This window comes from Levilactobacillus namurensis DSM 19117, assembly GCF_001434785.1.
GTDB classification, from domain to species: domain Bacteria; phylum Bacillota; class Bacilli; order Lactobacillales; family Lactobacillaceae; genus Levilactobacillus; species Levilactobacillus namurensis.
The window spans coordinates 1-14,973 of sequence record NZ_AZDT01000061.1 but is presented as its reverse complement, the minus strand read 5'-3'; the positions used below and the strand labels follow the sequence as shown (position 1 = coordinate 14,973).

The window sequence follows — 14,973 nt, the reverse complement described above, 5'->3', positions numbered from 1 at the left end:
GGCGCTTTTTTATCCAGTTCCGGGACTATCCGCTCGAGGTTCTGATCACCGGCTTGGGGTGGTCCGACCAGTTTTGACCCCGCCAAGCAAAATTTGGGGCCTGAGACGGTAAAAGTGGTAAGTTTAGGTTGGAAGTTGATGAGAAACTGGTCATGGCGTGACGACCAATCAAAAACCGATGAGAACGGGATTGTGAGCGGAATCATCGATTTGTGAAATAAGTTCACTTCTATATTATCGATAATTTTTTTGAAAAGTTAAGCAATATGACTAGGGGTTTTTCCGCAAATAGGTTATAATCAAAAATCGGAAATTCGATTGTCAATCTAACCGCGCCCGGATACCGGGGTGGACACGTACAAGGAGTTCAAACTTATGACACCTACGATTCAAATTATCTCCGCCAGCCAATCTGGCCGTAATCAGGCCCTGGCAATGCATCTACAGTCCGACTTAGCCGCTCACGCTCAGACCGTGGTCACGGAAGTCTCTCAGGCCGACGCGTATGAGTTGGCGCAAAACGACGCCGTCATCGTGGTCAGCTACACCTATCATGATGGGGACCTACCGGACGAGATGCAGGACTTCTTTGAAGACCTGAAGGACGTTGATTTGAATCGGACCAAGTTTGCCGTTTGCGGCTCCAGCTCCAAGACCCACGTGCACTTCGGCCGGGCAGTCGACTACCTGACGATTCAGCTAAATTCCAGTAATGGGGAACAGGTCGCGGATTCCGTGAAAATTGACCGCGACCCCGACCAAGCGGATTTAGCCCGGGTCGATCAGTTGGCGCAACAGGTATTGAATCGTTTAGAATCAGGAAATTAAGATGAGGTGACGTAAGTATGTATTTACGGAAAGCAAAACCAGATGAATTAGAACTTGTATTGGACATCATTGAAGACGGTAAGAAGCAACTCGCTGATGCCGGGATCGACCAATGGCAGAACGATTATCCGAACCGTGAGACCATCATGGACGACATCAATGCTGGCCGGGCAGTCATCTACAATAGTGACGACCATGAGACCTTAGGCGTCGCATCCGTGGTACAAGCCCCAGACCATTCTTACGACACGTTAGACGGTGGTTGGTTGGTCAACACGGACCATTACGTAGCGGTCCACCGGGTCGCCATCTTCTCCCACCACCAAGGGAAGGGCTACGCATCGAAGTTATTCCAAGACCTCTTCGCCTACATCGCGAAGAACCATCCGGAAAGCCAAAGCATCCGGATCGACACGCACCAGGATAACGCGAAGATGCAACACCTGATCGTGAAGAACGGCTTCACCAAGGTCGGTGCCATCAACGGGGTCTACCAACCCGATGATGCTTGCTTCGTTTACGAAAAGGACCTGCGTCAAGCCCACATTACGGCTGACGCCAGCTAAGCTAACCCAAGATTAAAGGCATCCCCCAGTCGTTCGCTTGAACGGCTAAGGGATGCCTTTTTGTGTTGCCGGTCGTTAGACTTGCGAGAATGCAATGGCGAGGTGCTTACCACTCAAAGTTGGATTGCTTGCGGGTCCGGTGGAGGTATTCAGCGCCCTTGAAGGACTTGCTGAAGGTGAAGCGAATCCGGTGGTGTCGGTAGGACCGTAGCAGCATCTTAGTGGCGCCACCGTTATTCTTGTATTCGCCGACCAGCCGGTAGGTGTGCTTGCCGATCTTCTTGTACTTATGAGTCACGGCCATCCCCATCATTGACGAGTTCGTTGAATACTTATGATTATAGTAGGAAAAACTATAAAACGGTGCGCCCTTAGGCTGGATGTACATCTTGTCGAAGCTGTAGTCGCCGTGTTTGAGGCCACGGTTGTACCCTGTCTTTTTGGACACGTAGGTGCCGCGAAGACTAGCGGGGGTGCCCTTGTGCCATTTAGCGGCTTGGGCGGTCAGGGCTTGACCACCCAGCAGAACAGCTAGGGTGGTGGCGGTGGTTAGTAGAATCTTGGTGGTGTGCATGGTGGTGCCTCCTATGTAGTTGTTTAGACTAATGATGATTGAATAGTAAAACCATCTGATTCTAGTATACGCTAAGACCGGTGCTTAGGCTAAAAAATGGTGAGGAGGACCGTCAATCTTTGGTGGACTGGGGCTGCGGTGCGGGGGGCGGTTTGAATCAAGCCTAGTTGAAGCGCATAATAACAAGGTGGTTTCTCGATTTGGGACGAAAAAAGCTTGCGCGAACAGGTCAAACCAAGTAGCATATGTGAATATACACTATTTTCATCTTGAATCACCGAGTGTGGCCCGTTCGATGAAAGATCGACGGGTAACGGGGCCAGTTCACAATGCCATGTGAGGTTGCTGGGCCAGAGCCGAATGTCAACGGCCGGCCCGGCCCGAGGGTCAGACTCACCATATTTCTATAGAAAGAAGGAATTAGATTGCAGAGAAGACTAAGCTCGCGCCAAATGCAGATGATTGCATTGGGCGGTACTATCGGCGTTGGATTATTTATGGGGTCTGGTTCCACCATTAAGTGGACGGGCCCATCCGTCCTCATTGCCTACATCATTTCCGGGGTATTCCTGTACTTGATCATGCGGGCATTGGGGGAGATGTTGTACGTTCACCCAACGACCGGTTCATTTGCAACCTTCGCTTCCCAATACATGCACCCGGTATTTGGATACCTCACGGCTTGGAGCAATGTGTTCCAATTCATTGTGGTGGGGATGAGTGAAATGATCGCGTTAGGCGGCTATTTCCGCTTTTGGTGGCCCAACCTGCCGGATTGGATTCCCGGCCTGATCGCCATTACCTTCCTGTGTATCGCGAACCTGATCTCCGTAAAAATGTTCGGGGAATTGGAATTCTGGTTCGCGTTGATCAAGGTGGTCACGATCATCTTGATGATTATCGCCGGTTTAGGCGTGATTTTGTTTGGCTTCGGGAACGGGGGCCACGCGGTCGGCATCAGTAACCTCTGGGCCAACGGCGGGTTCTTCACCGGTGGGGCCAAAGGGTTCATCTACGCGTTAGCCATCGTGCTGGCGTCGTATCAAGGCATCGAGTTGATTGGGGTCACGGCCGGAGAAGCCGAGAACCCGCAACACACCTTAGTGGCGGCGATTCAATCGACCGTTGCCCGGATCCTGATTTTCTACGTGGGGGCGATCTTCGTGATCGTCAGCATCTACCCGTGGGATAAGCTGAACCAATTAGGCTCACCGTTCGTACAGACGTTCGCCAAGATTGGGATCACCGCCGCGGCCTCCATCATCAACTTCGTGGTGATCACCGCCGCGCTGTCCGGGTCCAATTCCGGGATCTACAGTGCCAGCCGGATGACTTTCACCTTGGCTGAGAACGGTCAACTCCCCAAGAAGATGACCCTGTTGAACCGCCACGGTGTTCCGTTTTATTCCGTACTCGCGATTTCTTTAGGGATCGCGATCGGGGTGGTCTTGAACGTGGTCTTACCCATGTACTTCAAGGATGCCAGTCAGATCTTCGTGATGGTCTACAGTTCCAGTGTCTTACCAGGGATGGTGCCCTGGTTCGTGATTCTGGTCAGTGAGATCGAGTTCCGGAAGCAGAATGCGGCGAAGATGGCGGACCATCCGTTCACCATGCCGTTCTCGCCGTGGTCCAACTACATTACGTTGGCCTTCTTGTGTGTCACGCTCTTATTCATGTTCTTGAATCCCGAGACGCGGATCTCGATCATTGTTGGAGTGGTCTTCTTGGCGGTGATGACGGTGATTTACTTCCGGAAGTACCAGCCACGCGAGGCTACTAAGGACTAAGGCATCTTGCAGGTTTAGAAATAGGGGGCAGATACTGTGAGTCGTCCAGGAAAATTTGCAAAATCAAGTCGGATCAAGCAGTTGCGGCAGTTCAACCGGCGCAAGCAGCAACAGGGGGGCAACACGATTCCCTGGGAGCAGGTTCCTGACTTCCTCTTGGGGCGTTACCACCTGACGCAGGGAGCACAGGTCACGCCCTTGGTGGATGCCACCATGCAACGCTTCTTTAGTGAATGGTTGACCACCGCGCAGGCCGCTGGTCCGCAACAGGTGCAGTGGTCGTTGACGGCGTTGACCCCACCAACGTTGAAGCGGATTGGTAATCAAGTCCCGTGGCAATTTTACGCGGTTCTCGCCACGCAGTTTGTCCAGTGGCAGCACTTCTTCCGCAAGGAGGGACCAGCCGTGCCGGTCACGCCTAGACGGCAAATCATTGACCCACTGGCGGCTCCGGCCATTACCCAGATGATTGCCCAGCAATTGGCGGTCAACTTACTAACGGTGATGGCAACCCCCATCACTAATCAACAGCTTATGCAACTGGTTGCTAGTTTCTTATCCAACCAGCAAATTAAGTGGTCGGCGGTGGCCACCCTCTTCGGCCCCTTGGGGTTTGCCGTAACGGCGCCTGAGGGCAGTCCGGCCTATCGCTGGTTAAACGACCTGCAGGCCTTAACCGTCAGCGACTTTGAAGATTGAGCAACTCGATACGAAAGACCAGCCATTGGCTGGTCTTTTGGCGTCTTATGATTACTATTTAAGTTGAACCACCGGTTAGCGCAAGAGGGCGGTGACCTGGTGGGACGCTCAAGCAACAGTGACTGGCAATTACGTGAATGGCGACTGGTTGCGGCTACTTGATCCTAAATGATATAAAGGAGTGAACTTCTATGAAGCGTCGTTTACGTACAATTTTATTGACCGGAGCAGCGGCTCTAGTTTTAGGTCTTAGTGGTCTGGCAGTGCCTGCTTTGGCGGACACCACGACGACAACGAGTTCGTCGTCGACACCAACGACCAGTCAAAGCACCACGGCGAGTGAAACCTTCACGAACCCAACTGATGCCTCGATTTCTTTGGATTCAGCACCAAGTATTGGCTTTGCTGGGGCAATCACCCCAAACACCAAGTCGAATGAAAGCTACACGGCAACTAGTGCAGATAACCCGGTAGAAGTCTCGAACCAAGGGCTCGGCAGCGGGTATAACGTCCAAGTTGCTAACTCCGCCTTCACCAATGCGGCAGGGAACACACTGGGCGGTGCCGTCTTATCGCTGGGTGCGCCAGAGGTCGCTGCGGCGAACACTGGTAACCCTTCGGCAGCACCAGTGGCCAGTGCGGTAACCTTAAAGGGTGATGGCACCAACTCGCTGTTACTGGATGCACCAGTTAATGGTGGTCTAGGGGTCTTTGATGCCGACTTAGATCTGGCGGATGTCACATTAGCCGTACCTGCTGGGCAATTGCCCGGGACTTACACGTCTAACTTGACCTTTACGTTGGGTGACACGGCTCAATAATAGGTAGTTGTGGAATACGGATGCGCTTCGTCGACCGGTCAACGGTGCGAAGGCATCATGAGTCGGTGTCGCTACGGTGACACCGGCTTTTTTTAGACAATGGTCATATTTAGTTTGGGGGAAACTTAATATGCGAAAATTTTGGCAAGGACTCTTGGTACTGGGCGCACTACTCGTCGGTGGGCTCGTAACGGAGGTGCCCGCGCACGCCGCGGCCGTTGGGTATACGGTGCAAGTGGTCAAGCCGAAGAACCAAGACGATAAGACTGTGGGGTACTTTGCGTTACGGACGCACCCCAACGCGCAACAAATGTTGGAAGTCATCGTGCATAACCAGACTGATCGGCCCCAGAAGTTTAACGTACATGTGACTCAGGCGGTGACTAATTCTAACGGGATCATTGATTACAGTCAGTACGATCCCCAACTGGACCCATCGCTGAAGGTCAAGATGCGGGACCTGTTCGCTAAGCGACAACAGACCATTACGGTGCCAGCTAATGGTCGTGTGCCCGTTAAGGTGACTTACCAGATGCCGGCACAACGCCTACGGGGCTGTGTGCTGGGAGGCATCTATGTGATTCAAGCCCAGCCGCAACAGGTCAAGCAGACCAAGGCTAAGATTCGTCTGCGGGACATCTTCGCCTACGCCGTCAGTATTCGGTTGCGGGAAAGCCCGCATAACGTCACGCCTAATCTGCGAATGAATCGGGTCGGCGTGGCTCAGGTCGACCGGCAGAACTTGGTTACGGCCAACCTGCAGAACTTTGAACCTGGTATTCTATCGGGGATGTCCGTTCAGGCTAGTGTCAAGGCCCGTAACGGCTTACGGCCCATCTTGCAACAGAATCAGAAGCCCTTGGGAATGGCGCCCAACAGTAACTTCAACTTCGGGTTACCTTGGGGCAATCACAATCTAAAGGCGGGGCCCTATACTTTGGAGTTGACGGCCCACGGTGATGGTCAGACCTGGCACTTCGTCCGGAACTTCACGATTACGTCGCGGGAGTTGCGGAAGCTAGGACCGACCAATCCGACCAAGCCGAACAACTGGTTATACCTCTTGTTGGCCGCTATCATCGCCTTGTTGTTGGCTTTGATTGCTTACCTGCTGTACCGCAATCACCAAGCACGGACGCAACGGCAGTAACCACAAAGGGGGAGATTCTGTGAGCAAACGATGGTTGAGCATGAGTGTCATCACGTTGATGATGGGGCTGGGGTTAGGTGCCGGTACCGCAGCCCAGGCGGCTGATCAGGCGCCTGTGACGACTGCGCCAACGGGTATTTCTCTAGCCCGGTCATCGGCGGCGATTGCCCCCGCACCGGAGACCATGAGTCACGCGCGAATTGTGACCACGCCAGATGGTTCGGCCATTGCGCTGACCACGGGACCGTCGCAATTCGGCGCGGCGTGGTCAACGCCATCAGCGGCCTTGGACCTGCGGCGGAATCAGACGATTGGGGTCTGGGTCAACTTAGGTACCCGGCACCAGGCGGGCAGTGACGGCCTGGCGGTGGTCTTACAGAACGACCGCCGAGGAACGGCCGCGATGCCGGCCATGGGGTCGCAGGTGGTCGGTGAGACCCTGGGTGTCTTGGCAACGGATACCAATCCTAACCAGGCTTCCGCGCAGAAGTTAAGTCAAACGGCGATTCAGCGGAGTTGGGCGTTCGGTGTGATCCCGGCCAGCGTAGCAACGACTGCTCAGCCAGGAGCCGCCAACGCCTTTACCGCATTAACGGGTACTGGCCAGCATTTGGCGACCCTGTATCCCGCTCTGGCTAGCACCTACCGGCGGTTGCGCGCCGGTGGCCTCTTGAGTGGCTGGCTGACGCCGGAACGTAACGCCTATGCGCTGGTCCCCAAGACCCTGAATGCAGTCAACGACCTAGCGGATGGGCGGTGGCACCACCTCACGTTGACCTGGAACGCGCAAGCGGGGACCATGACCACTACCTATGATGATCGCAATCCCGCCACGGCAGCGTCCCAACCAGGTGTGAGCCGGACGGTACCGCTTGATCGCCAAGCCATCGATCCGCACCACACGGGGCACGTCCGTTGGGGATTGACGGCTACTACGAACCGGCAAGATACCACGACGCTGGTGGTCGTGGACCAGACCCCAGCGGCGGCACAGACCAGTGCGGTGACGCGATTGACGGACCTGACGCAACAACGCGCAGTGACCACCGGCAGTTCGGTCAACGCGGGTGACCGGGTCAGCTTAACTCTGCGGCTGGCGAACCGGAACCCGCGGGCGACCTGGGCCGCCATTGCCGGCCAGTTGCAGTTACCGGCTGACTTGCGGCTAACACGCGGTCAGTGGGTCGCTGCGAACGGCCAGACTAGCGCGCTGAGTTCCCAAGAACTTCGACAAGCGGCCCTCCCCGTGGCGCTTAAACGGAGACTGGATCCGCACCAGACGCCGGTCGAGTTGCGCTTGACCGGACGAATTGCCGCAGTCCCCACCACCCAGAAGGTGGCCGCAACCACTAGTCGTTTGACCTCGAATCTGGGCGTCACCAGGGTCACCACACCTGATTTCACGGTTGCGGCGAAGCACGCGTTGACCCTGGCCGTGACCAGCGGCCAGCAGGTCCAGTTGCCTAGTCGCCAGGGGACCATGGTGACGGGGCGGGTCCGTGATTGGGCGGACGCGTCCCACCCCGCAGTAGTGCTTCGGACGACACTGAACGGCTTGACCCGCCCAGCAGTCACGGTAGCGCCCACGGGGACGTTCAAAGTCCGTCTCCAAGCGGATCAGTTGCGTATCGGCCCCAACCGGTTGCAGCTGACCGCGACCACGGCTAAGGGAACCCGCCGGTCGGCGCCGGTCACCGTGACCGTCACGGTACCGGGGAGCCTGCAGTTCCTGATGCTCAACACGGCTAGCGGGTTTGAGCCCGGACGATTTTCCGGCCAGAATCAGCTGGTCCAGCGCCGAGCTGGCTGGCAGATCGTGGTCCAAGATACCCGGGGAACCGGGAAACAGTGGACTTTGGATGCCCAGGCCACGCCGTTTACCGACGCTGCGGGGCACCGATTAGCTGGCGGACCGGTCAACGTGACGGCCACTGGTACGACCCCCCTGAATACCAGTCCAACGCCAATCCTGACCCATCGAACCGATGACCAGGTGGCTGACGGGGTCACCAACGTCGTCGCGGGATGGACCGACCGTACCGGTGTGTTGCTAGAAGTAGATGGTGGCACCCCAACCGGCACCTACCGCGGCACCATTACCTGGACGTTGACCGATGCGCCGAGTTGACCGCCAAAAATCCCCAGCAAGTTCAGCGACTTGCTGGGGATTTTTCGTGGTTAAGTGGTGTTTAGTTTAAGCCGCAGGCGTTTCAGAATCGTTGGTTGCGGGCTTCTTGAAGACGAAGAGCTTCGACAAGATGTAGTTGACGGCAATCGCGATTCCGTGGCCTAAGACCTTGGTGATGGTCCCGTTGGCGCCCAGTAAGGAGATTCCGATCCATAAGATTACGAATTCGATCAGGTAGGTCGCCACCCGGGTGCCGTAGAAGGTGGTCAGTTCCTTGAAGAGGCTCTCGGTCTTGTGTTTGAAGACGAAGAACTTGTTTACGATGAAGGCGAACAGGACGCTGAAGAACCAGTCAATCAGGTTGGCAATCTGGTATTCCACGCCGAACGTGTGGTACAGCAGGTAGAACAAGACCACGTTGAAGACCACGGTGATCACACCCCAGACGGCGTAAAGCTGGAGTTCGTTGTTGGCCTTGGTCTCCACGGCGTCGAGTTCTTCTTCGAACTCATCCTCCGTGGTGGGGTGATTATGTTGGTGTAAGTCAGAATTTGGTTTCAAGAGTTTATAAGGTCCTTTCTACGACTAGGAAAGCAGCCGCGTAATCATGCGTTCGTAGATTTTGATGAAGCGGTGGTACATGTCGAGGTCCAGGTATTCGTTGACCTGGTGAGCCGTAATGTTACCGGGTCCGAAGACCACCACGTCGATGTCGGGATTGACCGCCAAGAAGGAGGAGGCGTCGGTCCCGCCGGAGACCCCAATCTTAGGAAGGGCTTGTTCCAGTACGGCGCGGCCGATAACGTCGGCGGCCTGAATCAGGGGTCGGTCTTCGGCGGTGTGCATCGGCGTAAAGTCACTGATCAGTTCGAAGGACAGTTCGGCACCTTGAGCGTTTAGGTCCGCAATGATTTGTTGGACAGCTTGGGTGATGGTGGCGTTCGACAGTTCGGGGATGGTCCGAATCTTGACGGCTAATTCCGCACTAGCGGGAACTGTGTTGATCTGCTCGCCCCCCTTGATCATGGTGACCACCGGCGTGATGGGCCCTAAGACCGGGTTACGGTACTTGGTCAGCGTCGCGAAGTAGGCTTCTTGCTTCTGGTAGAAGGCAACCAGCGGGCCGATGGCGTTCTTCCCGATTTCGGGCATAGAACTGTGCGCGGCGACCCCGCGGGAGTGGATCATGTAGGTCAACGAGCCCTTATGCGCCAGCTCGATGAAGTGTTGTTCGTCGGTGTGGTTGGCGTCCGCTAACTTTTGGGCACCGGCCGCGTCGATTTGGAGCATCTGCTGAATCTGCGGTTGGGCTAACAGGCGTTTGTCTGCGCCGCTGGGTTCCCCCACAATCAACGCATCTAGGTCCTTAGCGTAGCCGGCTTCGGCGAGTTGCCGAGCACCGTATTGGCCCAGTTCTTCACCGACTGTGGCCATTAGCCGCAGGGTTCCCCGGAGTGGCACCCCGGATTCCTTCAAGTGAATCATGGCCCAGACACCGGCCATCAGTCCCGACTTCATGTCGGCCGCGCCCCGACCGAACAGCTTACCATCTTTAACGGCGGCTGATAGGGCGTCGACTTGCCACTTACTGCTGTCGCCCAGCGCGACGATGTCTTCGTGACCGTCAAAACCGATCACGGGACCGTTACCGTCACCGATTTCGGCCACCAGACTGACCCGTTCGGGCGTGTACGCGATTTGTTTGCTAGCAATGCCGTGTTCTTGTAATAAGTTCGCGATGTAATCGGCCACTACTTTTTCGTTGCCATTGACGGTATCAAGTTTGATGATATCACGCAACGTTTCAACGACTTCATCCATTATTCTTCGTCCACCTCGTTTTTGATGTCCCCGGAGGCGTGAAAACGCCTCAAACGACTTAACTCGATTACAGCACTTTTCTTTTTGAGGGTCAAGGTACAGACTTCGTAATTTTAATAGATGACGATTATTCATGCTGTTAACGGTGTGAAGAGTTCCGAAATAAGTTTTCAGAAAACGCTGAAAAGGGTATCTTTCCTTTCTTATGCGCAGATTAAAATGAAAGGAGATAATTTTTCACAAACTTTTTTAAATTCTTGAAAACTTGGTATTGACGTGTTGTAAGCGCTTACATATACTGTGAGTATACCTGCTAGCACAGGAAGAGAAACCACGAAAAGGGAGTTTTTATCATGAAAGCAGCAGTTGTTCGGGATTCTTTAGATGGCTACGTTGACATTAAGGATGTTCAGTTACGGGACATTAAGGCGAACGAAGCGTTAGTGGACGTTGAGTATTGTGGGTTATGTCACACGGACCTGCACGTCGCACAAGGCGACTTCGGGAACACTGCTGGCCGGATCATCGGTCATGAAGGGGTCGGTCGGGTCAAGGAAATTGGCGCCGACGTCACGAACTTAAAAGTCGGTGACCGGGTCTCCATCGCCTGGTTCTTCGCGGGCTGTGGCCACTGTGAATACTGCCTGACTGGGCGGGAAACGCTATGCCGCAACGTGGAAAATGCTGGATTTAACGTAGATGGTGCCATGGCCGAACAGGTCATCGTGAAAGCCAACTACGCGGTCAAGGTCCCCGATGACCTGGACCCAGTCGAAGCCAGCTCCATCACCTGTGCCGGCGTTACCACTTACAAGGCCTTAAAGACCGCCAACCTGCACCCCGGCGAATGGGTCACGATTTACGGTTGCGGTGGCTTAGGGAACTTAGCCGTGCAGTGGGCAAAGAACGTCTTCAAAGCCCACGTGATCGCCATCGACATCAACGATGACAAGCTGGAAACGGCTAAGAAGTTGGGGGCCGACCTGACCTTTAACTCCAAGACGGCCGATTCGGGTGCCTGGGTTCAAGAACAAATCGGGGGCGCCCACGCTTCCGTGGTCACGGCAGTCTCTCAAATTGCCTTCGACCAAGCCATCGACTCCGTTCGGGCCGGGGCGCGTGTGGTTGCTGTAGGGTTGCCTAAAGGGGCCATGGAAGTCTCCATCGTGAAAGTGGTCTTGGACGGCATCCAAATCGCCGGGTCATTAGTTGGCACGCGGCAAGACTTAGCCGAAGCCTTTCAGTTAACGGCGGAAGGTGACGTGAAACCAATCGTGGCGACCCGCAAACTGGAAGACCTAAACGACATCATCGACGAAATGAAGGCTGGCAAGATCGAAGGCCGAATGGTGGTTGATTTCACCAAATAACGGCCGGGTGTTATGGTCCGGTCCCGCCAGCCGATTGGCAGGGCCGTGACGCCAGTGGGCACGACTTTGAGCTTCGCCAAGATCGCGAATCTCAAAGCTCGGCCTTAGCCTAAGGCCAGAGAACCACTGGCCTAACGCTAATGTCACTGGCTGGGCCCTATCGGCTGGCGAGACCTCCTGGTGGTGCGCGACAATTAATGATGCAGTTGACCAGGCTAGTGCTACTGTGGGGCCGTGAAGCCTGATTTAGGTAGCGTTTCTCAGTTGCTCTAGGGTACTGTCCGAAAACTAATTGAAAGGTTAGCCATAACTAGAAACTCAAGGCCTTCGGAGCGGCCAACTATTGTTGGGCTGGCGCTACCGTAAGCCGAGAGGACGGCCAGACGAGGCTCAGCCGTGACATTTTCCTTGGTGAGCGTTCCTTAGCTCGCCTAGGAAAAGGCCAAGCTTGAAGACCTGCTTTCTGGGCTTCAAGTTGTGCCCACGGCGTTCCAGCCTTGTCTGGCCGTCCGGTAAGGCGAATGATCGTCACATGTTGCCCCCTCCCGGGCAGAAAAATGCGCGGGCGACTTGACAATTCCGTGAATCACGCCTAACATTACCCTTAATTTCTAAGTGATCTGTCATAAATGGCTAGGAGAAGAGTAGTGTTTGCCCGTCCGTTAAGCGAGCCCCCATGGTGGAACCGGGTCGGTAACGGTAACATGAAGATGACCTCTTAAATGCTATCAAGCGGTTAACGCTGCTTGGTCGGTAGGAACCGTTACTTTCCCAGGTATCGCTTTGCGGTACTGTTGAGGCTACCGGTCACCTGACGGTAGTGAATTAGGGTGGTACAACGACGCGCTCGTCCCTAGAACGATATTTTCGTTCTGGGACGGGCGCGTTTTTTTCTGGGCCCGACCATGATAGACCCTTAGGGGATGACTTTTGAGGAGGAATTTGAACGATGACGAATACCAAGACAGAATCAGTGACCTATCCTTACCGTTATGACGTGGTCGGCAGCTTACTGCGGCCCCAAGCACTGAAACAGGCCCGGGCCCGTTTCGCAAAGGGCTTAATCGATGCCGATGAACTGGCGGCGATTCAACACGATGAAACCAAGCGCGTAGTCAACGAAGAACTGAACTTAGGCTTGAAAGCGGTGACTGACGGAGAGTTCAACCGCAGTTGGTGGCACCTGGACTTCCTCTGGGGCCTGAACGGTGTGGGACATTACGATTACCATCAAAGCTACAAGTTCCACGGGAGCAAGACCCGGACCGACAACGCAGACCTGGTGGGTAAAATTGCCTACAACCCGGACCACCCGTTCTTCGCGACCTTCAGCTACCTTCAAACGTTGGTACCAGCCGGCATCGCCGTTAAGCAAACAATCCCGTCTCCGACCATGTTGTTCCGGGACAACCGGAGTGATAACTGGCACCAGTTCTACGAGACCTGGGACGCATACTTAGATGATTTAGCCCAAGCTTACCACCAGACCATCCAGCACTTCTACGACTTGGGCTGCCGCTACCTCCAACTGGATGACACCACCTGGGCCTTTCTGATCAGTCAGCTCAACGCGACCGCCGACCAGCCCGACCAACACGCCAAGTACGTGAAGTTGGCCCAGGACGCTGTACGGGTTATCAACCAGGTCTTAGCTGGGTTACCGGATGACCTGACCGTGACCACCCACGTCTGCCGGGGGAACTTCAAGTCCACTTACCTGTTCTCCGGGAGCTACGACGATATCGCCGATTACCTGGGACAACTGCATTATGACGGCCTGTTCTTGGAATACGATAGCGACCGGGCCGGTGACTTTACACCACTGAAGCGCATCTGGAATCACGACACCCACAAGCGCATCGTTCTGGGGTTGATTACGTCGAAGTTCCCCGAACTGGAGAATTCGGACGACATCAAGGCCCGAATCAAGCAGGCCAGCGAGTTCGTACCGCTGGAGAACCTGGCCCTCTCCACGCAATGCGGCTTCGCGTCGACCGAAGAAGGCAATCAGTTAACGGAAGACCAGCAATGGGCCAAGTTGAAGCTGGTCAAGCAGATTGCCACCGACGTGTGGGGCAAGTAATTTTTACAGAAGATTTACCCAATCATAAGGGTTCCCGTACCATGCCGGCGTATTCTGGAAGGTAGCGTGATGAAATACTCGGCATTTCTGCCCGAGAAGCGCTACACTAGGCGTAAATAACCGACAAGATGTCGGGAAGGGGACATAACATGGTCAAGCAAACGATGGTTTTTGGGCACCGCGGGTATCCGGCAAAATTCCCGGAGAACTCTTTGGCCGGCTTCACCTACGCGGTCGAGCACCAGATTGAAGGCTTAGAGTTCGATGTGCACCTGACCAAGGACAGCGTACCGGTCATCATGCACGACGAAAAGATCAACCGCACCACTGATGGCAAGGGGTACATCCAGGATTACACGTTAGCGGAGCTTCGGCAATTCAAGCTGGCAAACGGGGATCCCGTGCCCACACTAGCGGAGTTTTTGAAGTTAGTGGCGAACCAAGAGGTGCAGTTGAACTTGGAGTTCAAGACGGATAAGATTCAGTATCCCAATATCGAGCGCATCGTGATGGGGATGGTGCACGCGACGCCGTTACGGCATCCGGTCATCTTCTCGTCGTTCCACCTGCCGACCATTAAGCGTTGTCAGGCCTTAGCACCGGATGAGTTGTATTGTTGGTTGACGGATAAACGGGTCAAGGACCCCGTCGATTTTGTCCGGCAGGAACACTTGGCGGGCCTACACCTGAGTCATTACCAAGATGGCGTTCCCGTGGTGGAACGGATCTGGACCGTCGATAGTGTGCGGCAAGCCAAGCGACTCTTCCAGGACCACGTGGCCGGCATCTTCACCGATGACTTTGTGACCATGATGGCGTTGAAGCGCGAGCTGTTGGACGCACCGACCCAAAATTAAGATAGCACGAAAAAAGCCTGGGCGTTTTGCCTAGGCTTTTTGAATTGCCGTGACGTGTGTGGCTCTGGAAATCGGACAGCCCCCGCTGGACTTCGAGTCTGTCATGATAAAGCAATTATCGCCGTGATGGTCGTCCGCCTTACCGGACGGCCAGACAAGGCTGGAACGCCGTGGGCACCACTTCGAGCCACAAAGCGGTCTCGAAGCTGGGCCTTTTCCTAAGTGAGCTGAGGAACGCTCACCAAGGAAAATTTCACGGCTGAGCCTTGTCTGGCCGTCCTCTCGG

13 protein-coding genes are annotated in these 14,973 nt (G+C 54.9%); 10 read left to right on the top strand and 3 right to left on the bottom strand.

What is annotated here, in order from left to right:
• Positions 1-375: 375 nt before the first annotated feature.
• Together FD30_RS08995 and FD30_RS08990 are read left to right on the top strand one after the other, a co-directional pair.
• Positions 376-828, top strand: a complete 453-nt coding sequence (locus FD30_RS08995; protein ID WP_056944754.1) for a flavodoxin domain-containing protein — start codon at positions 376-378, stop codon at positions 826-828.
• Between the two features lie 17 nt (positions 829-845).
• A complete protein-coding gene (locus FD30_RS08990) occupies positions 846-1,394 on the top strand; it encodes a GNAT family N-acetyltransferase (protein WP_024747365.1) in 549 nt (182 codons plus the stop codon).
• A gap of 106 nt (positions 1,395-1,500) precedes the next feature.
• On the opposite strand, the gene FD30_RS08985 is transcribed toward FD30_RS08990, so the two are convergent.
• Positions 1,501-1,968 (bottom strand): hypothetical protein, encoded by a 468-nt coding sequence (locus tag FD30_RS08985; protein ID WP_056944753.1) that lies wholly within the window; start codon positions 1,966-1,968, stop codon positions 1,501-1,503.
• 425 nt (positions 1,969-2,393) lie between these two features.
• Here FD30_RS08985 and FD30_RS08980 point away from each other — a divergent pair, with 425 nt between their 5' ends.
• From FD30_RS08980 to FD30_RS08960, 5 genes are all read left to right on the top strand, one after another.
• The gene (locus FD30_RS08980) at positions 2,394-3,758 is read left to right on the top strand and encodes an amino acid permease (RefSeq protein WP_056944752.1); all 1,365 of its coding nucleotides are present in this window, start codon (positions 2,394-2,396) and stop codon (positions 3,756-3,758) included.
• 36 nt (positions 3,759-3,794) lie between these two features.
• Positions 3,795-4,457, top strand: coding sequence for a hypothetical protein (locus tag FD30_RS08975; RefSeq protein WP_056944751.1), 663 nt, complete (start codon positions 3,795-3,797; stop codon positions 4,455-4,457).
• 191 nt (positions 4,458-4,648) lie between these two features.
• The gene (locus FD30_RS08970; protein ID WP_056944750.1) at positions 4,649-5,278 is read left to right on the top strand and encodes a WxL domain-containing protein; all 630 of its coding nucleotides are present in this window, start codon (positions 4,649-4,651) and stop codon (positions 5,276-5,278) included.
• 130 nt (positions 5,279-5,408) lie between these two features.
• Positions 5,409-6,428 carry a WxLIP family cell surface protein gene (locus tag FD30_RS08965; RefSeq protein ID WP_056944749.1) on the top strand — a complete coding sequence of 340 codons (1,020 nt, stop codon included), beginning with the start codon at positions 5,409-5,411 and terminating at the stop codon, positions 6,426-6,428.
• 19 nt (positions 6,429-6,447) lie between these two features.
• On the top strand, positions 6,448-8,556 hold the full coding sequence (locus tag FD30_RS08960; RefSeq protein ID WP_147000060.1) for a WxL domain-containing protein: 2,109 nt from the start codon (positions 6,448-6,450) through the stop codon (positions 8,554-8,556).
• 66 nt (positions 8,557-8,622) lie between these two features.
• Here FD30_RS08960 and FD30_RS08955 read toward each other — a convergent pair whose 3' ends face one another.
• Entirely contained in the window at positions 8,623-9,117 is a 495-nt protein-coding gene (locus tag FD30_RS08955; protein WP_056944747.1) for a GtrA family protein, read from the bottom strand.
• 24 nt (positions 9,118-9,141) lie between these two features.
• The gene (locus tag FD30_RS08950; RefSeq protein WP_056944746.1) at positions 9,142-10,377 is read right to left on the bottom strand and encodes an ArgE/DapE family deacylase; all 1,236 of its coding nucleotides are present in this window, start codon (positions 10,375-10,377) and stop codon (positions 9,142-9,144) included.
• A gap of 353 nt (positions 10,378-10,730) precedes the next feature.
• Between FD30_RS08950 and adhP the strand changes: the two genes are divergently transcribed.
• From adhP to FD30_RS08935, 3 genes are all read left to right on the top strand, one after another.
• Positions 10,731-11,747: an alcohol dehydrogenase AdhP gene (gene adhP / locus FD30_RS08945; protein WP_056944745.1), complete on the top strand. Its 1,017-nt coding sequence runs from the start codon at positions 10,731-10,733 to the stop codon at positions 11,745-11,747.
• Positions 11,748-12,696: 949 nt separating this feature from the next.
• On the top strand, positions 12,697-13,830 hold the full coding sequence (locus FD30_RS08940; RefSeq protein WP_056944744.1) for a vitamin B12 independent methionine synthase: 1,134 nt from the start codon (positions 12,697-12,699) through the stop codon (positions 13,828-13,830).
• Positions 13,831-13,979: 149 nt separating this feature from the next.
• Positions 13,980-14,687 carry a glycerophosphodiester phosphodiesterase family protein gene (locus FD30_RS08935; protein WP_056944743.1) on the top strand — a complete coding sequence of 236 codons (708 nt, stop codon included), beginning with the start codon at positions 13,980-13,982 and terminating at the stop codon, positions 14,685-14,687.
• Positions 14,688-14,973 lie beyond the last annotated feature (286 nt).